The sequence below is a fragment of the Mesorhizobium hunchu genome, from assembly GCF_040081975.1.
Taxonomy (GTDB): Bacteria; Pseudomonadota; Alphaproteobacteria; order Rhizobiales; family Rhizobiaceae; genus Mesorhizobium; species Mesorhizobium hunchu.
Map to the genome: position 1 here is coordinate 122,813 of NZ_JBEBMG010000001.1, position 17,608 is coordinate 140,420.

At 66.2% G+C, this 17,608-nt stretch carries 18 protein-coding genes; 11 read left to right on the forward strand and 7 right to left on the reverse strand.

Features of this window, described 5'->3' with window-relative positions:
• Window positions 1-81 precede the first annotated feature (81 nt).
• A complete protein-coding gene (locus ABMA46_RS00630) occupies window positions 82-843 on the forward strand; it encodes a class I SAM-dependent methyltransferase (protein ID WP_348997354.1) in 762 nt (253 codons plus the stop codon).
• Window positions 844-862: 19 nt separating this feature from the next.
• Here ABMA46_RS00630 and ABMA46_RS00635 read toward each other — a convergent pair whose 3' ends face one another.
• Together ABMA46_RS00635 and ABMA46_RS00640 are read right to left on the reverse strand one after the other, a co-directional pair.
• A complete protein-coding gene (locus ABMA46_RS00635) occupies window positions 863-3,187 on the reverse strand; it encodes a response regulator (protein ID WP_348997355.1) in 2,325 nt (774 codons plus the stop codon).
• A gap of 82 nt (window positions 3,188-3,269) precedes the next feature.
• On the reverse strand, window positions 3,270-4,205 hold the full coding sequence (locus ABMA46_RS00640) for a polyprenyl synthetase family protein (protein ID WP_348997356.1): 936 nt from the start codon (window positions 4,203-4,205) through the stop codon (window positions 3,270-3,272).
• Between the two features lie 130 nt (window positions 4,206-4,335).
• Here ABMA46_RS00640 and ABMA46_RS00645 point away from each other — a divergent pair, with 130 nt between their 5' ends.
• From ABMA46_RS00645 to ABMA46_RS00655, 3 genes are all read left to right on the forward strand, one after another.
• A complete protein-coding gene (locus ABMA46_RS00645; protein ID WP_348997903.1) occupies window positions 4,336-5,046 on the forward strand; it encodes a biosynthetic peptidoglycan transglycosylase in 711 nt (236 codons plus the stop codon).
• A gap of 144 nt (window positions 5,047-5,190) precedes the next feature.
• Window positions 5,191-5,373, forward strand: a complete 183-nt coding sequence (rpmF, locus tag ABMA46_RS00650) for a 50S ribosomal protein L32 (RefSeq protein WP_348997357.1) — start codon at window positions 5,191-5,193, stop codon at window positions 5,371-5,373.
• Between the two features lie 115 nt (window positions 5,374-5,488).
• The gene (locus ABMA46_RS00655) at window positions 5,489-5,896 is read left to right on the forward strand and encodes a hypothetical protein (protein ID WP_348997358.1); all 408 of its coding nucleotides are present in this window, start codon (window positions 5,489-5,491) and stop codon (window positions 5,894-5,896) included.
• A gap of 27 nt (window positions 5,897-5,923) precedes the next feature.
• On the opposite strand, the gene ABMA46_RS00660 is transcribed toward ABMA46_RS00655, so the two are convergent.
• The 3 genes from ABMA46_RS00660 to ABMA46_RS00670 all read right to left on the reverse strand — a co-directional run bounded on the left by ABMA46_RS00660 (window position 5,924) and on the right by ABMA46_RS00670 (window position 7,756).
• Window positions 5,924-6,187, reverse strand: coding sequence for an ArsR/SmtB family transcription factor (locus tag ABMA46_RS00660; protein ID WP_348997359.1), 264 nt, complete (start codon window positions 6,185-6,187; stop codon window positions 5,924-5,926).
• A gap of 54 nt (window positions 6,188-6,241) precedes the next feature.
• Window positions 6,242-7,483: an MFS transporter gene (locus tag ABMA46_RS00665; RefSeq protein WP_348997360.1), complete on the reverse strand. Its 1,242-nt coding sequence runs from the start codon at window positions 7,481-7,483 to the stop codon at window positions 6,242-6,244.
• Window positions 7,484-7,561: 78 nt separating this feature from the next.
• Complete coding sequence (locus tag ABMA46_RS00670; RefSeq protein ID WP_348997361.1) at window positions 7,562-7,756, reverse strand: DUF1192 domain-containing protein; 195 nt, start codon at window positions 7,754-7,756, stop codon at window positions 7,562-7,564.
• Window positions 7,757-7,849: 93 nt separating this feature from the next.
• Here ABMA46_RS00670 and ABMA46_RS00675 point away from each other — a divergent pair, with 93 nt between their 5' ends.
• From ABMA46_RS00675 to ABMA46_RS00685, 3 genes are all read left to right on the forward strand, one after another.
• Entirely contained in the window at window positions 7,850-8,860 is a 1,011-nt protein-coding gene (locus tag ABMA46_RS00675; RefSeq protein WP_348997362.1) for an NAD(P)H-quinone oxidoreductase, read from the forward strand.
• Between the two features lie 169 nt (window positions 8,861-9,029).
• Window positions 9,030-9,170, forward strand: a complete 141-nt coding sequence (locus tag ABMA46_RS00680; RefSeq protein WP_348997363.1) for a DUF1127 domain-containing protein — start codon at window positions 9,030-9,032, stop codon at window positions 9,168-9,170.
• A gap of 229 nt (window positions 9,171-9,399) precedes the next feature.
• On the forward strand, window positions 9,400-10,092 hold the full coding sequence (locus tag ABMA46_RS00685) for a DUF1013 domain-containing protein (RefSeq protein ID WP_348997364.1): 693 nt from the start codon (window positions 9,400-9,402) through the stop codon (window positions 10,090-10,092).
• A 67-nt stretch (window positions 10,093-10,159) separates the two neighbouring features.
• Here ABMA46_RS00685 and ABMA46_RS00690 read toward each other — a convergent pair whose 3' ends face one another.
• Window positions 10,160-10,336 (reverse strand): hypothetical protein, encoded by a 177-nt coding sequence (locus ABMA46_RS00690; RefSeq protein ID WP_348997935.1) that lies wholly within the window; start codon window positions 10,334-10,336, stop codon window positions 10,160-10,162.
• A 121-nt stretch (window positions 10,337-10,457) separates the two neighbouring features.
• On the opposite strand from ABMA46_RS00690, the gene ABMA46_RS00695 reads away from it, so the two are divergent.
• The 4 genes from ABMA46_RS00695 to ABMA46_RS00710 all read left to right on the forward strand — a co-directional run bounded on the left by ABMA46_RS00695 (window position 10,458) and on the right by ABMA46_RS00710 (window position 15,391).
• Complete coding sequence (locus ABMA46_RS00695) at window positions 10,458-12,365, forward strand: propionyl-CoA synthetase (RefSeq protein ID WP_348997365.1); 1,908 nt, start codon at window positions 10,458-10,460, stop codon at window positions 12,363-12,365.
• A gap of 119 nt (window positions 12,366-12,484) precedes the next feature.
• Window positions 12,485-14,131, forward strand: coding sequence for an alpha/beta hydrolase (locus ABMA46_RS00700; RefSeq protein WP_348997366.1), 1,647 nt, complete (start codon window positions 12,485-12,487; stop codon window positions 14,129-14,131).
• Between the two features lie 195 nt (window positions 14,132-14,326).
• Complete coding sequence (locus ABMA46_RS00705) at window positions 14,327-14,494, forward strand: hypothetical protein (protein WP_348997367.1); 168 nt, start codon at window positions 14,327-14,329, stop codon at window positions 14,492-14,494.
• 180 nt (window positions 14,495-14,674) lie between these two features.
• Window positions 14,675-15,391, forward strand: coding sequence for a helix-turn-helix transcriptional regulator (locus ABMA46_RS00710; RefSeq protein WP_348997368.1), 717 nt, complete (start codon window positions 14,675-14,677; stop codon window positions 15,389-15,391).
• Between the two features lie 238 nt (window positions 15,392-15,629).
• Here the strand turns inward: ABMA46_RS00710 and ftsH are convergent, their stop codons facing one another.
• The gene (ftsH, locus tag ABMA46_RS00715) at window positions 15,630-17,564 is read right to left on the reverse strand and encodes an ATP-dependent zinc metalloprotease FtsH (protein WP_348997369.1); all 1,935 of its coding nucleotides are present in this window, start codon (window positions 17,562-17,564) and stop codon (window positions 15,630-15,632) included.
• Between the last annotated feature and the right edge of the window lie 44 nt (window positions 17,565-17,608).

Genomic DNA, 17,608 nt, shown 5'->3' on the forward strand with positions numbered 1-17,608 from the left:
CTTACTGCATAACTTATGCAGTCTCATTCACAATCTGTATGTCAAAACTGAAATGACGACGCGAAGCGACGAGGACCATCGATGAGCGGCATGACAGGAAACGAACCCGACCAGCTCTATCACGATCCGGACCTGGTCCAGTTCTATGACCTTGAAAACCAGGGCGGAGCCGACTTCGCCTTCTGTCTCGATTTCGCGCGGGACGCCCGTTCGGTGCTCGATCTCGGTTGCGGCACCGGCCAGCTTGCCGCAGCACTCTCAAGCGGGCGCGTGGTCACCGGCGTCGACCCGGCCGGCTCCATGCTGGAGGTGGCGCGGCGGCGTCCGGGCGGCGCGGCGGTGGAGTGGATGGAGGCGGACGCGCGGACCCTGCGCCTTGATCGCCGCTATGATCTGGTTGTCCTCACCGGCCATGCCTTTCAGGTCTTCCTGACGCGGGACGACCAGTTGGCGGTGCTGCGCGCCATTGCCCGCCATCTCGCCCCGAACGGCCACTTCCTCTTCGATACCCGTAACCCGGCCGCACGCGAGTGGGAGGAATGGACGCCTGAAAATTCGCGCCGGACGGTCGATCATCCGGCCCTTGGCCCTGTCGAGGCGTGGAACGACGTCGAACGTGACGAAGCGACGGGCGTCGTGACTTACCGGACCGTCTATCGCATTCCTTCGGACGGACGGCTGCTCGGCGCCTCCTCGCGCATCGCCTTCCCCGACAGGGAGACGGTCGCTGCGATGATGACGGAGGCCGGCTTGCGCGCGGACCGGTGGATGGGCGACTGGCAGGGTGCGCCCTGGCGCGACGAGGCGCCCGAAATCATCCCCATCGGCCGCCTCGCGCCATAGCGACGAGGCAAGCCGCGCCCTAGGCCCGCTTCGCCACCGTTTCGCTCAGCCAGTTTCCGATCTTCGCGCCGAGCCGGTCGGGCGAGATCGGCTTGGACAGGTAATCGTCCATGCCGCAATCCAGGCACTTTTCGCGATCACCCTTCAACGCGTGCGCGGTGACACCGATTATGGGGATATGGATGTCCCTGTCCGCCTCTTCGGCGCGGATCGCACGGGTCGCCTCATAGCCGTTCATCTCCGGCATGGAGACGTCCATCAGGATCAGCCGTGGCGACAGGGTGCGATACATTTCCAGCGCGGTGCGGCCGTTCCCGGCGATGCGGTAGGAAAGGCCGAGGCCGGAAAGGATCTGCCCGAAGACGAGCTGATTCACCTCGTTGTCCTCGGCGATCAGGATATCGATGGGCGCCGTGCCCTGCGACGATGCCTGTCCGCCGGCCTGGTCCGAGGCGCCGCGCACGACGGTCAGCGCCGGGGGCGACTGGAGCTGCGGCGCGTTTTCGCGCACGAACTGCACCTTGCCGGTCATGGCGCGCGCCTTCTGGATCGCCGAGATGACGGTGCCCAGGAGAACGGCCGAGCGCGCCGGCTTGGTGAGGTGGGCGGCAATGCCGTATTCCAGCACCAGCTTGCCGAAATCGACCTGATCGACCGAGGTGAGCAGGACGACGGGAATGGAGGACAGGCGGCTGTCTGCGGCGATGGCACGGGCCACGTCGGCGCCGCTCATGCCCGGCATTTGGTAGTCGAGGATGATGCAGTCCACCGACGCGCCGATCTGGCTGGCCCGGTCCAGGAAGGCAAGCCCAACCGCGCCGCTCTCGGCGGCCGCGCAATCGAAGCTCCAGCTGCGGAGCTGTTCGAGCAGGATGTCCCGGTTGACCGGATTGTCGTCGATGACCAGCACGCGCGCGCCGGTCACGTCGCCGGGCACCAAATCGTCCTCGTCGCGCGCCTCGTGGACCGGAAGCGGCACCGAGAACCAGAACACCGACCCGCGCCCGACCGCGCTCTCGACGCCGATCTTGCCACCCATCAGGTCGACCAGCCGTGCGGCGATGGCGAGGCCGAGGCCGGTGCCTTCGTGGCGGCGGGTCGAGGAGGAATCCACCTGCGCGAACTTCTCGAAGACGTTCTGCAGCTTGTCGGCAGGAATGCCGATGCCGGTGTCTTCCACGCGCACCTTGAGCTGCACCATGCCGTCGACTGTCTCGCCGCCGACATCGATCAGCACGTGGCCCTTCTCGGTGAATTTCACCGCATTGCCGAGCAGGTTGGTGACGATCTGGCGGATCCGGCCGGCATCGCCGACGACGAATGACGGCAGGCGTGGATCGACGCGCACGATCAGTTCGAGATTCTTCTCCGCGACGCGCGCCGAAACCAGCGTTGCGACGTCCTCGACCGCCTCGGCCAAGCGGAACGGTGCGGGGTCCAGCGTCAGTTGCCCGGCGTTGATCTTGGAGAAATCGAGAATGTCGTTGATGATGGTGAGCAGGGCGTTGCCCGATTTCACGATGACGTCGGTGAAGGTCTTCTGTCGCGGCGTGAGATCGGTCTTGGCAAGCAGTTCGGCCATGCCCAGCACGCCGTTCATCGGCGTCCTGATCTCGTGGCTCATATTGGCCAAAAATTCCGATTTGGCCCGGTCGGCGGCCTCGGCCTTGTAGAGGGATGCCGCCGTTTCCGCGAATGCGCGTCGGATCGCCTTTTCCATCGGCCGGAAGATCCAGAAGGCAACGATCACCAGAACCGCGAACAGCAGCCCGCTCGCCCAGGCAAGCAGGCGGTCGGCGGTCGCGTCGGCATGGTGGCGCTCCACGTCCAGGGCCGTGCGCACCTTGATCAGCATGGGTTGTGAGAACAGCTTGTTCTGATTGCCGATGTCGCGCGCGCTCCAGTCGTCGACGGTGATCGCCGCCGCCATCCGGTTCAGGTTGCGCACCATGTCCTTCGGGGACCAGAAGAGGTCGCCGTTGATGGCCGCCGAAGAGAGGACGTCGCGCGTATCCTTCGACAGGCGCGGGTAGACCGCGCCGATCTGGGCGGACAACGCATCGATTTCGCCGCCGATGCGCTTGACGTAGGTGCGGGCGACGGCGGCCAGGTCCCCGCGCGTACCGGCGCGCCAGTTGCCCGACGCGGTTTCGGCGAACTCCGTCGCGTTGCGCAGGTCCTTTGTCAGCGCGACCAGGTTGATGCTCGCCGTGTCCACGTCGCGGCGGAACGTGGTGATGTGGTTGAGGGCGAGCATGGTGGCGACCGCCGCCACGGCGATCAGCAGCAGTCCGGAGACATAGCGAACCCGGATCGACCGGATGAAGGACGAGTAGTCAGGCATCGCAACCCCAAACCCATACGAGCCAGTTTAACGGTCGCGATTACGCTCTATTACCATTAACATTTCGTGTTGCGCTGCACCGTCATCGACCCCGCGTCGCGATAAAGATCGCCGCCTCGCCCAGCATCCCGGCGCGATCGCCGTAAGGTTCGAGCAATTCACGCGCCTGCTCGACGAGACCGGCAAGCTGCCGGCGCGTCCACGCTTCGCCGTGAAGCGATGCCAGCGTCGCCTTGCCGGCCGCGGCGTCCTTGCCCGTCGCCTTGCCCATGGTCGCCGTATCGGCGGTCAGGTCGAGCAGGTCGTCCGCAAGCTGGAAGGCGAGGCCGATCGCTGCGCCGAACTCGCCCATGCGCTCGCGGTCGGCAGGCCGCGCGCCGGCGACGATCGCGCCGGCCTGGCAGGCGAAGCGGATCAGCGCGCCCGTCTTCATCGCCTGCGTGCGGATGATGTCGGCCTCGCCGATGCGGGTGTTTTCCGCAGCCAGGTCGAGCATCTGGCCGCCCACCATGCCGCCCGCGCCGGCCGCCCTTGCCAGCGCGAGCACGAGGGCTGCGCGATCGTCACCGGCGAGCGGGGTTGCCTCGTCGGCCAGGATATCGAAGGCCAGGGTCAGCAGGCCGTCACCGGCCAGGATCGCCGTCGCCTCGTCGAAGGCCTTGTGGACGGTGGGTTGGCCGCGACGCAGGTCGTCGTCGTCCATCGCCGGCAGGTCGTCGTGGATGAGCGAATAGCAATGGACGCATTCCAGGGCGGCCGCGACCCGCAGCGCCGCCTCCCGGGCGCCTTTCGGCGCAAACAACGCGGCTGTTTCCAGGACCAGGAAGGGCCTAAGCCGCTTGCCGCCGTTCAGCACCCCGTGGCGCATCGCCGCCATCAGCCGCTCGGGACGGTCGATCTCGCCCGAAAGCGGCCGCGCGCCCAGCAGGTCGCGCAGCAGCGCCTCGACCTCGAGGGCACGGCGCGCCAGCGCGCGTTCGAAGCTGGTCTCCTGGCTGGTTTCCCGATCTTCACCCATGACGGCGAGCGGTAGCGGACACTCAAACGTTGCGCAAGGCGTCCGCCGCCTTTATGCCCTTGGGTTCAAATGGCGAGGTTGGACGGGCTTGGCTGAGCCGACGATCGATCAGGAGGCCGAGGGGCTGGACATGGCGTCGGGGCGAAGACGCGGGAGGACCGGCGCTCGCAAGCGCTGGATCAGGCGCCTGCTGGCGGCCGCCGTGACGTTGGCCCTGATTCCGATGGTCCTGACCTTTCTCTACATCCTTCCCTTCGTGCATCCGGTCTCCACGCTGATGCTGAAGGACCTGGCGACTTTCACGGGCTATGACCGGCGCTGGGTTTCCATCGACGACGTCGCCCCCGTGCTCGCCCACTCCGTCATCATGTCGGAGGACGGGCAGTTTTGCTTCCATCACGGTATCGACCTCGGCGAACTGAAGGGCGTGCTTGACGATGCGATGGACGGTGACCTGACGCGCGGCGCCTCGACCATCACCATGCAGACGGTGAAGAACCTTTTCCTGTGGTCGCGGCCGCTGGCAAGCGTGCGCAAGCTCGCGGAGCTGCCGCTCGCGGTCTATTTCGACGCCATTGTTTCAAAACGCCGCATCATGGAGATCTACCTCAATATCGCCGAATGGGGACCCGGCATCTACGGAATAGAAGCAGCGGCGCAATATCATTTCGGCATCCCGGCGAAGAGGCTTTCGCGCCGGCAGGCGGCCTTGCTGGCGGTCACGCTGCCCAATCCGATCGAGCGCAACCCCGCCAGGCCGGGTCCGGGCCTCAGGCGGCTGGCCAACATCATCGAACGCCGAGCCTCGAGGTCGGGCGCCTATGTGGGCTGCCTGCAGTAGGCCAAGCGGTAAAAAAATTACCGCCGCCGCTGGCCAAATGGCCCGCGCGCGTGTATAGGCCAGCCACTTTATCAGGAAATCCGGCCCGCAGGCGGCCCTTTCGCGAGGGCAGGCCGGGCTTTTGACCGACAGCGGAGCATATCCATGGCCGTACCGAAACGAAAGACCTCCCCCTCGAAGCGCGGTATGCGCCGCGCGGCCGACGCGCTCAAGGCGCCGACCTATGTCGAGGACAAGAACTCCGGCGAGATGCGCCGCCCGCATCACATCGACCTGAAGACCGGCATGTATCGCGGCCGCCAGGTTCTGGAGCCCAAGGAAGGCTGAGGCTTTCCGACGTGCAAGCAGTTCAAGACCGGCCTCTGGCCGGTCTTTTGCTTTATCGGCCCGTTTTGTCGGCCCGTCCGGCGGACGAGAGAACCCGCTCAATTGGAGATGCCCGATGCTCGCCGCTGTTCCGCTCCTGATCGTTCCCTTCCTGATCTACAATCTCGGACTTGCCGGCGTCTTCGGCCAGGGCGTGGACGGCGACCCGTGGGCCGGGACCATCCTGTCGGTGAACATGATGTCGGGCGGCGTCTTCTCGATGACGCTGGGCGACCTGATGATCGTGATCGCGCTGATCTTCTTCTTCGTCGAAGTGCTGAAATCGACGCGCACCTCCAACGCCTCCATCCTCGACCACCTGCTGTCGACCTTCGTCTTCGTGGCTTTCCTCGTCGAGTTCCTGCTGGTGAAGGGTGCCGCCCGTCCGGTCTTCTTCATCCTGATGGTGATCACGCTGATCGACGTGCTGGCCGGCTTCTCCGTGTCGCTGCGCTCGGCAGGGCGCGACGTCAATCTGCATTGACCGGCTGATCAGAGACGGCAGCGCTGGTCAGCCGTCCCAGAACTGGTCGAGCCACAGATTCAACCTGAAGAAGCCGGGATTGCTGACGGCGTAGACCCGGCGCGTACCCTCGGCCGTGGCGCTGACCAGGCCTGCGTCGAGCAGCACTTTGAGATGCTGTGAAACGGCCGGCCGGGACACCGGGAGGCCAGAAGCCAGTTCGTTCACCGTCTTGGGGCCACGCCTCAATTCCTCCAGCAAATATCGACGATTGGGATCGGCAATAGCGAGGAAGGCGTCGGCATGCGTCATGCCTCATATTTGAGACAAGTTTTTGGAAATCTCAACCACTGGTTTTGACGGCGGTCACGAACCTTCCGGCTGCGTCCGCGGATCGAGGCGCACGGCCTCCGGCGTGAGCGCGCGTTCGGCTGGCTGCGTCTTGAAGGCTTCGCGGTCCTCGATCGGCACCGGCGCGCGGACGCGGATGCGAAGCAGCGTGTAGGCGGCGAGCCCCAGATGGGCGAGCGCCGTCGCCAGGAACAAGCCTTCGGGCTGCAATCCCATAAGCGCGGCGCCGAGCAGCGGTCCGATCATCGTGCCGAAGCCATAGAGCATCAGCAGCCCGCCCGAGACCTTCACGAAATCCTCGGGATCGGCATGATCGTTGGCGTGCGCCACCGCGATCGAATAGAGCGTGTAGGCAAAGCCGCCGTAGCAGGCCGCGAATACCAGCACCAGGGTCGCGGATTGCGGCCGGAAGATAAAGATGACGAGAGCAAACAGCGCCGCGCAGAAACCGGCGCCCGCCAGGACGTAGCGCCGGTCGGTGCGGTCGGAAATCCGGCCCGCCGGCAGTTGCATGGCCGCGCCGGCGATGACGACGAGGCTCATCATCAGCGCGATCGCCGCCGTCGGGATGCCTATGCGCGCGCCGTAGACGGCGCCGAGCGTGCCCCAGGCGCCGTTGGCGACGCCGATCAGCAGGCAGCCCACCGCCGACACGGGCGAGTTCACGTAAAGCCCCTTCAGGTCGAGCTTGACGTCCTGCAGCGGCTTCGGCGTCGACTGGGTCGAGACGGCGGTGGGAATCAGCGACAGGCAGAAGAAGATGCCGGTGATCATGAACAGCGACGCCGAGTGGACGTCGCCGCCCGCGACGATCATCTGGCCACCCATGATCGAGGCGTAGGTGACCATCATGTAGAGACCGAAGACGGTGCCGCGGTTCTCGTTGGTGGCTTTCTCGTTGAGCCAGCTCTCGATGATCATGAAGGCGCCGGCCATGGTGAAGCCGGTGAAGGCGCGCAGCACGATCCAGGCATATTCGTTGATGATCAGCCCCGTCAGCAGGGCAACGATGGCGCCGGAGGCGGCGAACGTGCCGAAGGCCCGCACGTGACCGGCCCGGCGCACGATGCGCGGCGCGAAGTAGCAGCCGGTGACGAAGCCGCTGGCCCACGCAGTGCCCATGAGACCCAGCGCGGCGGTGGAGAAGCCCTCCGCCTGGCCGCGCAGCGGCAGAAGCAGTCCGTGAAGCCCCGATGCGGCAAGCAGGAACGCCGTGCCGCGAAGCAGGGAAAGGATCGGGCGGTAGGTTGCGAACATCGAATCGTCCGGTCGGTTTTGCCTGTCGCCGGGAACACGGCGTTTCAGGCTTTTCGGAGGCGGGGCGGGGCCGTATGGTCAGTTCCGGCGAAACAGCGCCTCGGCGGCGGATTTCGTCTGGCCCTTGGCGGCCAGTTCCACCTCCAGCCGGCCGATCTCCGCGCGCAGCAGCTCGATTCGCTCGTTCAACTCGCCGACCGACAGCAGCGCCAGGTCCTGGCCGATCTCATGCGTTTTCGGCTTCCTGTGCGGTTCTTCGTCGAAGATCGCCACTTGCTCCTCCGATTGGCGTTTGCGTGCCTGCCCAATCAGCATACATAGGGCGGACGGCGGGTCAAAACCCTTCGACGAACGAGACGAATTGCCATGACGAAAGCGCATCCACTCCCGGCCAAGATGACGGCGGTGGCCATTTCCGAACCGGGTGGGCCGATGGTGCTCAAACCGGAGCGGCGCGAGGTGCCGCAACCGGGGCCCGGCGAGATCGTCGTGCGCGTCCACGCCGCCGGCGTCAACCGGCCCGACGTTCTGCAGCGTCGGGGCGTCTACCCCCCGCCCCCCGGCGCGTCCGACCTGCCGGGCCTCGAGGTCGCGGGCGAAGTCGCGGCCCTCGGCGACAGCGAATCGCGCTGGCGCGTCGGCGACCAAGTCTGCGCGCTTACGCCCGGCGGCGGCTATGCCGAATATGTGCGCGTGCCCGCCGGTCACGTCCTGCCCGTGCCTGCTGGCTTCACCTATACGGAAGCTGCCGCGCTGCCCGAGACCTTCTTCACCGTTTGGCACAACGTGTTCGAGCGCGGCGGCCTCAAGGAAGGCGAATCCTTCCTCGTGCATGGAGGCTCTTCGGGCATCGGCACGGCCGCCATCCAGCTCGCCTCGGCTTTCGGCGCGCGGGTCATCGCCACCGCCGGCTCGAAGGAAAAATGCGACGCCTGCCTGAAGCTCGGTGCCGAGCGCGCCGTCAACTATCGCGAGGAGGACTTCGTCGCCATCGCCAAGGACGCAACCGGCGGAAAGGGCGTCAACGTCATCCTCGACATGGTCGGCGGCGACTATGTCAGCCGCAACTACGACGCCGCCTCGATGGACGGGCGCATCGTGCAGATCGCCACGCTGGGCGGCGCGATGGCCAATGCCGACATCTCCAAGCTGATGGTCAAGCGGCTGGTCCATACCGGGTCGGCGCTTCGCCCGCGCACCGTCGCGTTCAAGAACGCGCTCGCCGCGGCATTGGAGGCCCAGGTTTGGCCGCTTCTCGCCACCCGCCGGGTGGCACCCGTCATGGACATGATCTTCCCGCTCAGGGAGGCCTGGCGCGCCCATGAGCGGATGGAGGAAGGCGATCACATCGGCAAGATCGTGCTCGACGTGGGTTGACAGCCAACCTTGCACAATAAAACGGCTTTTTGCTGCCATGGCGCGTTTACTGCTTGTAAATGCTGCAATGCACAACAAGCATTGATGCCATGCAAAAATATCTGTTCACCAATTGGGCAGGAATGCCTATCTGAGCGGCATCGAATTCAAGAACCGTTTGGAGACAATCATGAACCTGATCCGCAGCTACAAGAACTGGCGCCGCTACAACCAGACCGTCCGCGAGCTGAGCCGCCTCAACTCCCGCGAGCTCAACGACCTGGGCATCACCCGCTCGGACATCGAGCGCGTCGCCCGCGCCGCCATCTGAGCGGCAAGGCGCAGACCGAAAGCAGAACCGAAGCCGGCGCGTTCGCCGCGCCGCCGGTTCCAGGCCCGCCGGACACAGTCCGGCGGGTTTTGTTTTGCCTGCTTCGTCCTTCTCCCCGAAACGGTTGCGATGCCGGCCGGGAACGGCTATAGGAAACGCGATTTCCCTATTTGGTGGCCCTAAACCACCGCCCGCGCCGGGACGCGGGCGAACGAGAAGGATTTGCTTCATGGCCAACACGCTGCTCATGCCCAAGGCGACCGCCGTCTGGCTGGTCGACAACACCGCCCTTTCCTTCGACCAGATCGCGCAGTTCTGCTCGCTGCATCCGCTCGAGGTGAAGGCGATCGCCGACGGCGAGTCGGCGCAAGGGATCAAGGGCATGGACCCGATCATGACCGGCCAGCTTACCCGCGAGGAGATCGCGCGCGGCGAAAAGGACCCGAATCATCGCCTCAAGCTCTCCGACCCGAAGGTCCGCGTGCCGGAATCCAAGCGCAGGGGGCCGCGCTACACGCCGCTGTCCAAGCGCCAGGACCGCCCCAACGCCATCATGTGGCTGGTGCGCAACCATCCCGAATTGAAGGACGCGCAGATCTCGCGCCTGGTCGGCACCACCAAGTCGACCATCGAGCAGATTCGCAACCGCACCCACTGGAACGCGGCCAATCTCGTGCCGATGGACCCGGTGACGCTCGGCCTCTGCTCGCAGATCGACCTCGACCTCGAGGTGCAGCGCGCCTCGCGCGGCCGCGAACCGGCCGCACCGACCGGCGACACGCTGCTGCCGGCCTCCCTCACCGAGCGGCTGACGCCCGAGCAGCCGAAACCGAAGAGCGAGGACGACGAACTCGACGCCGACGCGGTGTTCGCCAAGCTCTCGGCGCTGAAGTCGAAGGACGGCGACAGCGACGAGGAATAGGCGCGGTCTGTATCACTGCCGCGGTCGGGTGCCTCCTTCGACGCAGGAAGGAGGCATGGCCCTGAAGTCACGCCCAATGCGACAGTGCGGCGGTCAGCGTGATCGCCGCCAGCGCCAGGACGGCCAGCTTCCAGAAATCCTTGCGGCGGCGCAGGCCCGGCCAGCCGAGCGGCTTGATCAGATGGACGGCCATCAGGCCGAGAATGACGAGGGCGAGCGCTTTCGACATGCCGCCTTTGAGCATTGCCGCGCGCACCTGTCAAAGCGTTGCTGCGCGGCTCTGCCGCATCCGCCCTTAGTCAGGTGGACGCCTGCGCCGGTCAGGCGCTAAAACCGTCCCAGGCAGTCGCGACAGGGAGGGTCGAATGACGTCACGCTATCACACGGTCCATGAAGGCTGGCGACACGATCCCGATGCCTTCTGGGCCGAGGCGGCAGAGGCGATCGACTGGTATCGGCCCTTCGACTCGGTTTTCGATGCCGCCGCCGGCGTTTACGGCCGCTGGTTTCCCGGCGCCACCTGCAACACCTGTTTCAACGCCCTGGACCGCCACGTCGAGAACGGGCGCGCCGACCAGCTCGCGCTGATCCACGACAGCGCGATGACCGGTGCAGTCCGCCGCTTCACCTACCGCGAATTGCAACGCGAAGTGGTGGCGCTGGCCTCGGTGCTGAAGAACCAGGGCGTCGAAAAAGGCGACCGCGTCATCATCTACATGCCGATGGTGCCGGAAGCCATGACCGCGATGCTGGCCTGCGCGCGGCTCGGCGCCGTGCATTCGGTGGTGTTCGGCGGCTTCGCGGCACGCGAACTCGCCACCCGCATCGACGACGCCCGACCGAAGCTGATCGTCTCCGCCTCCTGCGGCCTCGAACCCGGCCGCGTCGTGCCCTACAAGCCGCTGCTCGACGGCGCGATCGACATGGCCGGCCACAAGCCGGACCGCTGCCTGATCCTCCAGCGCGGCGAGCTCGCCTGCGAGCTGACGCCCGGCCGCGACCTCGACTTCGCCGACCAGGTGGCGCGCGAAAGGGCCGCCGGCGCCTGGGTCGACTGCGTGCCGGTCGCGGCCGCCGACCCGCTCTACGTGCTCTACACTTCCGGCACCACCGGCCAGCCCAAGGGCGTCGTCCGCGACAATGGCGGCCACATGGTGATGCTGAAATGGACGATGGAGAACGAGTTCGGCGTCAGGCCGGGCGAGGTCTTCTGGGCGGCGTCCGATGTCGGCTGGGTGGTCGGCCACTCCTATATCGTCTACGCGCCGCTGCTGCATGGCTGCACCACGGTGATGTTCGAAGGCAAGCCGGTCGGCACCCCCGACGCCGGCACCTTCTGGCGCGTCATCGCCGACCACGGCGTCGCCGCCCTGTTCACCGCGCCGACCGCCTTTCGCGCCATCAAGGGCCAGGATCCGCAGGGGTCCTTCGTGTCGAAATACGACCTGTCGACATTCCGCACCCTGTTCCTTGCCGGCGAGCGCGCCGATCCAGAGACGATCAAATGGGCCGAGCGGGTGCTAAAAGTGCCGGTTATCGATCATTGGTGGCAGACCGAGACCGGCGCGCCGATCACCCAGAACCCGGTAGGTCTCGGCATGCTGCCGGTGAAATACGGCTCGCCGGGCGTGCCGATGCCCGGCTTCGACGTGCGCGTGCTGGACGATGCCGGCCACGAGATGCCGAAAGGCACGCTCGGCAATGTCGTGATCAAGCTGCCGCTGCCGCCAGGCAGCCTGCCGACCCTGTGGAACGCGGACGAACGCTTCCGGCAGGCCTATCTCGAAGAATTCCCCGGCTTCTACAAGACGGCGGATGCCGGGCTGATCGACGAGGACGGCTACCTGTTCGTCATGGCGCGCACCGACGACATCATCAACGTCGCCGGCCATCGGCTGTCCACCGGTGCGATGGAGGAAGTGCTGGCCGAGCATCCCGACGTCGCCGAATGCGCCGTCGTCGGCATGGCCGACGCGATGAAGGGGCAGGTACCGCTCGGCTTCGTGGTGCTCAACGCCGGAGCGGCCCGCGAGGAGATCGCGATCGAGAAGGAGGCCGTCGCGCTGGTGCGCGACCGCATCGGGCCTGTCGCCGCCTTCAAGACCGTGCTTGTCATCAAGCGCCTGCCGAAGACGCGGTCGGGCAAGATCCTGCGCGGCACCATGCAGAAGATTGCCGACCGCGATGAATGGGCCATGCCCGCCACCATAGACGATCCGGCGATCCTGGACGAAATCGCCGCGGCGCTTTCGGCTCGACAAGGCGGATCATGAGAGTGCCTGCTTGGCGATAGCCGCACTGCACTGTTGAATCGATCCGCGCCCTGTATAAGTCTGGCGATCCATCTCCTGCGGTCGCGCGCGGCCGTTGGACTGCATGGAAGGGCTTGCGATTGGTACGACACCTCCTCCTGCGCTTGTGGCATTCCTTCTCGGGCGTCGGCCTTTGCCTCGGCACCCTGTTCTTCGCCGCCTCACTGACCCCGAGCCTCATCCCCCGCAGCTTTCTCATCCAGGGCGTGCTGTCGGGCCTGTGTTTCTCGATCGGCTATGCGCTTGGCGTCGGCTGGCGCTGGCTGTGGCGGTTTCTGGAGCTGCCCGCGCCGAAACGCAGACTGCGTCACATCACCAACCTGGCGGCGGTCCTCGTCTGCGCGCTCGTCGTCGCCGTCTTTCTCTGGCGCGCGGCAGGATGGCAGAACTCGATCCGCGCCCTGATGGGGCTCACGCCGGTGGACACCGGGCATCCGCTGGAGGTCGGCGCGATCGCGCTCCTGACCTTCCTCGTCCTGCTGGCGCTGTCGCGCCTGTTCCGGCTCACCCTGGTTCTCATTTCGGATGCGCTCAAGCGCGTCATGCCGATCCGCACGGCCTATGCGATCGGAACGGCGATTGCGGCCGTTCTGTTCTGGACCGCAGCGGACGGCCTTCTGTTCCGCTACGCCCTGCGGGTCGCCGATAGCTCGTTCGAGCGGCTGGACAGCCTGATACCGCCCGATGCCGTGCCGCCGGACGATCCGATGAAGACCGGCAGCGCGGCCTCGCTGGTGCGCTGGCAGGATCTCGGGCGGATGGGCCGCGATTACGTCGCCACCGGCCCCACGGCCGCCGAGATCGGCGCCTTCACCGGCCGGCCGGCGAAACAGCCCGTTCGCGTCTATGTCGGGCTCCACTCCGGCGAAAGCCCGCGGGACCGGGCGAGGCTGGCGCTGCGCGAGCTGATCCGCGCCGGCGGCTTCGACCGCTCGACGCTGATCGTCGCGACGCCCACCGGCACGGGATGGATGGACCCCGCCGGCGTCGATACGGTCGAATATCTGCGCGGCGGCGACGTCGCCACCGTGGCCGTGCAATATTCCTACCTGGCGAGCTGGCTGTCGCTTTTCGTCGAGCCCGGCTACGGCGCGGAAAGCGCGCGCGCGCTGTTTTCCGAAATCTACGGCTACTGGACGAAGCTGCCGAAGGACCATCGGCCAAGGCTCTATCTTTTCGGTCTCAGCCTCGGCGCGCTCAGTTCCGAGCAGTCGAATGAACTGTTCGAGGTGCTAGCAGACCCCTATCAGGGCGCCCTGTGGGCAGGGCCGCCCTTCCCGAGCCGCATCTGGAACTGGGCCGTGGCCGGGCGAGACCCCGGCACCCCGCAATGGCTGCCGCGCTTCCACGACGGCTCCTATATCCGCTTCACCGGATTGCAGGACGCGCTCGATATTCCCGGCGCACATTGGGGGCCGATGCGCGTGGTCTACCTGCAATATCCGAGCGACCCGATCGTGTTCTTCGACACGCATTCGCTCTACCGCGAGCCGGATTGGATGAAGGCGCCGCGCGGCCAGGACGTCTCGCCGCAATTGCGCTGGTATCCCATCGTCACCTTCCTGCAATTGGCCGTGGACATGATGATCGCCACCACCGCGCCGATCGGCCACGGCCATGTCTACGCGCCGGGCAACTACATCGACGCCTGGGCGCAGGTGACGGCGTCCGGCTGGCCGAAGACCGAGATCGAGCGGCTGAAAAGCCATCTTGCCGGAAGATACTGACAGGTTCCGGCCAACGGCGTCCTGCCGTCCGTTCCCGCGCTCCGGCGTCCTCGTCGCGGCAGTTCGCCGGCGCGGCGGCAATTGCGATCACGGTCCTGCCATCCGGGCAATATGCGAGCGGCCGCTCCGCATCCTGACGGACTGCTGTCAGCAGGGGTATGCGATATTGCGGCGGTTCAATCGAAGGAGGCCGCCATGTCCCGTTTTTCGCTTCTCGCCGCCATGAGGCACTACGCCGGCAGGATCCGCACCATCCGCAACGAAATCCGGACGGAACGCATGCTGGGCAGCCTTTCCCCGCAGATGCGGGCCGATATCGGCTGGCCGGACCGCTATGGACGGCGACACGGGTTCGACGGCTGATTCTTTTTTCTTTTCGGCGTCACTCTTGGATCGATACGATGGGTGTCCCACATAGCAAGGCCAGCGACCGGCCGATCGCGTCGGACCCTCCTGACAATATGCTGTCAGGAGGGTCGTGCGATAGAGTGTCGGGGGCGCATGACGGGAGCGGGGCCGTCGACGACGCCGAGGGATCACACGATGAGACGTGCCGACAGGCTCTTTCAGATTGTCCAGCACCTGCGCGGCGGCCGGCTGGTCACGGCCCAGAAGCTGGGCGCGTGGCTCGAGGTTTCCGAGCGCACCATCTACCGCGACATCGCCGACCTGCAATCGACCGGCGTGCCGATCGACGGCGAGGCGGGCGTCGGCTACATGATGCGGGAAGGCTTCGACCTTCCGCCGCTGATGTTCACGCGTGACGAGATCGTGGCGCTGGTCGCCGGAGCGCGCATGGTGCGCGCCTTCGGCGGGGCGGCGATGGCGCGCGCGGCCGACGAGGCGCTGGTCAAGATCGGCGCCGTGCTGCCCGACAACGAGAAGGACCGCATCGCCCGCACCGAGATCCACACGCCCATGTGGGTGGTCAGCGACGAAGCCCGCGTCAACATCGACCTCATCGAGCGCGCGGTGGAAAAGCGGCAGGTGCTCAACATCGGCTATTGCGACGAGGCCGGCCGCTCCACCCAGCGCGACGTGCGACCGCTCGGCCTGTGGTTCTGGGGCAAGGTGTGGACGCTGGTCGCCTGGTGCGAGATGCGCGACGACTTCCGCGCCTTCCGCATCGACCGTATCGGCGCCATCGTCGTTCCCGGCCACAGCTTCAAGCCGGAGCGCGGCAAGCAGCTCGCCGACTTCTACCGCGCGGTCGAACGCAGCGAAGCCTACGGCATGGGGCCGGCGGCACGAGGGGCGTGACCCTCGGAGTTCGTCATCCTCGGGCGAAGCAAGGAGCGCAGCGACCCAGCGCAGACCCGAGGATCCATGCCTGAACCCTTGGTGAAGCCACCGACGGTCAAGGATGTTCGGGGACCGGCGCTTTGCGTCGGTGCTCTACGACCACCGGCGGCCGGCCCTCCGCTATGGCTCCGGGCGTTCGTCGTTCGAAAAGCCCATTAGGGGGCTTTTCGTCGGCCCTGATAGGGCCGACCACTCCTCACCCCTGCGGCTGGGGTTCCATGCCGCTTTCCGGCTCCGGACCCTTCTTCTTGCCGCGGGCGGCGCCGGCTTTCGGCACGGCCGAGCCGCGGCTCGGCGGCGTGTCGTCACCAAGGTCGCGCGACGGCTTGTTGCCGGCGAGCAACTGCTTGATCTCGTCGCCGGACAGCGTCTCGTATTCCAGCAGGCCCTCGGCGAGCGCCACCCAGTCCTTCTTCTTCTTGGTCAGGATGGTCTTGGCCGTCGAATAGGCATCGTCGATGAGGCGGCGCACTTCGGCGTCGATGATCTGCGCGGTCTCTTCCGAGATGTTCTGCTGGCGCGCCACCGAATGACCGAGGAAGACCTCTTCCTGGTTGTCGCCATAGGCGACGTGGCCGAGCTTGTCGGAGAAGCCCCAGCGCGTCACCATGGCGCGTGCCAGCTTGGTCGCCTGCTCGATGTCGGAGGAGGCGCCGGACGTGATGTTCTCCTTGCCGAATTTGAACTCCTCTGCCACGCGGCCGCCCATCATGATGGCAAGGCGCGAGATCATGTATTTGTAGCTCATCGAGTAGCGGTCGCCCTCGGGAAGCTGCATGACCATGCCGAGGGCTCGGCCGCGCGGGATGATGGTCGCCTTGTGCAGCGGGTCGGCCGACGGCACGTTGAGCGCCAGGATGGCGTGGCCGGCCTCGTGATAGGCGGTCAGCTCCTTCTCGGCCTGGGTCATGGCCGAGGAGCGGCGCTCGGCGCCCATCATGATCTTGTCCTTGGCGTCCTCGAACTCGGCCATGGTGACGAGGCGCTTGTTGCGCCGCGCCGCCATCAGGGCCGCCTCGTTGACGAGGTTCATCAGATCCGCACCAGAGAAGCCGGGCGTGCCGCGCGCGATCGTCTTCAGGTCGACGTTCGGCGCCAGAGGCACGTTGCGCACATGCACCTTCAGGATCTTCTCGCGGCCGACGATATCGGGGTTCGGCACCACGACCTGGCGGTCGAATCGGCCTGGTCTCAGCAAGGCAGGATCGAGCACGTCGGGCCGGTTGGTGGCGGCGATCAGGATGATGGATTCGTTGGACTCGAAGCCGTCCATCTCGACCAGCAACTGGTTCAGCGTCTGCTCGCGCTCGTCGTTGCCCCCGCCGAGGCCGGCGCCGCGATGGCGGCCGACCGCGTCGATCTCGTCGATGAAGATGATGCAGGGCGAATTCTTCTTGGCCTGGTCGAACATGTCGCGCACGCGGCTGGCGCCGACGCCGACGAACATCTCCACGAAGTCCGAGCCCGAAATGGTGAAGAAGGGCACGTTGGCCTCGCCCGCGACCGAGCGCGCCAGCAGCGTCTTGCCGGTGCCGGGCGGGCCGACCAGGAGCACGCCGCGCGGAATCTTGCCGCCGAGGCGCTGGAACTTCTGCGGATCGCGCAGGAACTCGACGATCTCCTCCAGATCCTCCTTGGCCTCGTCCACGCCGGCGACGTCGGCGAAGGTGACGCGGCCATGCGCCTCGGTGAGCAGCTTGGCCTTCGACTTGCCGAAGCCCATGGCGCGCCCGGACCCCGACTGCATCTGGCGCATGAAGAATATCCACACGCCGAGGATGAGGATCATCGGCAGCCACGAGATCAGATAGCCGAACAGCGTGTTGGAGCCGTCGGTTTCGGGCCGCGCGTTGATGGTGACGTTCTTGTCCTCGAGCCGCGACACCAGCGTCGGATCGCCCGGCGAATAGGTTTGGAAGCCGGTGGAATTGTCGACATAAGAGCCGGTGATGCGGTCGCCGGCGATGGTCACCGCCTTGACGCGGCCGCCCGACAGGTCCTGCAGGAACTCCGAATAGGCGATGTCGCGCGACGCCCCGCGCGTCTGCGGAGCCTGGAAAAGATTGAACAGGGCGATGAGGAGGACCGCGATGATCGCCCACAGCGCGAGGTTGCGATAATTCGGATTCATTTAGGTTCCCGTTGGCGCCCGAAACCGGGCGCGCGTCGTGAGGA

Bases quoted from the DNA above. Each gene is read 5' to 3' on its own strand.
- ABMA46_RS00630 (WP_348997354.1), top strand. From the start codon at position 82: ATGAGCGGCATGACAGGAAACGAACCCGACCAGCTCTATCACGATCCG.
- ABMA46_RS00635 (WP_348997355.1), bottom strand. From the start codon at position 3,187: ATGCCTGACTACTCGTCCTTCATCCGGTCGATCCGGGTTCGCTATGTC.
- ABMA46_RS00640 (WP_348997356.1), bottom strand. From the start codon at position 4,205: ATGGGTGAAGATCGGGAAACCAGCCAGGAGACCAGCTTCGAACGCGCG.
- ABMA46_RS00645 (WP_348997903.1), top strand. From the start codon at position 4,336: ATGGCGTCGGGGCGAAGACGCGGGAGGACCGGCGCTCGCAAGCGCTGG.
- rpmF (WP_348997357.1), top strand. From the start codon at position 5,191: ATGGCCGTACCGAAACGAAAGACCTCCCCCTCGAAGCGCGGTATGCGC.
- ABMA46_RS00655 (WP_348997358.1), top strand. From the start codon at position 5,489: ATGCTCGCCGCTGTTCCGCTCCTGATCGTTCCCTTCCTGATCTACAAT.
- ABMA46_RS00660 (WP_348997359.1), bottom strand. From the start codon at position 6,187: ATGACGCATGCCGACGCCTTCCTCGCTATTGCCGATCCCAATCGTCGA.
- ABMA46_RS00665 (WP_348997360.1), bottom strand. From the start codon at position 7,483: ATGTTCGCAACCTACCGCCCGATCCTTTCCCTGCTTCGCGGCACGGCG.
- ABMA46_RS00675 (WP_348997362.1), top strand. From the start codon at position 7,850: ATGACGAAAGCGCATCCACTCCCGGCCAAGATGACGGCGGTGGCCATT.
- ABMA46_RS00680 (WP_348997363.1), top strand. From the start codon at position 9,030: ATGAACCTGATCCGCAGCTACAAGAACTGGCGCCGCTACAACCAGACC.
- ABMA46_RS00685 (WP_348997364.1), top strand. From the start codon at position 9,400: ATGGCCAACACGCTGCTCATGCCCAAGGCGACCGCCGTCTGGCTGGTC.
- ABMA46_RS00690 (WP_348997935.1), bottom strand. From the start codon at position 10,336: ATGCTCAAAGGCGGCATGTCGAAAGCGCTCGCCCTCGTCATTCTCGGC.
- ABMA46_RS00695 (WP_348997365.1), top strand. From the start codon at position 10,458: ATGACGTCACGCTATCACACGGTCCATGAAGGCTGGCGACACGATCCC.
- ABMA46_RS00705 (WP_348997367.1), top strand. From the start codon at position 14,327: ATGTCCCGTTTTTCGCTTCTCGCCGCCATGAGGCACTACGCCGGCAGG.
- ABMA46_RS00710 (WP_348997368.1), top strand. From the start codon at position 14,675: ATGAGACGTGCCGACAGGCTCTTTCAGATTGTCCAGCACCTGCGCGGC.
- ftsH (WP_348997369.1), bottom strand. From the start codon at position 17,564: ATGAATCCGAATTATCGCAACCTCGCGCTGTGGGCGATCATCGCGGTC.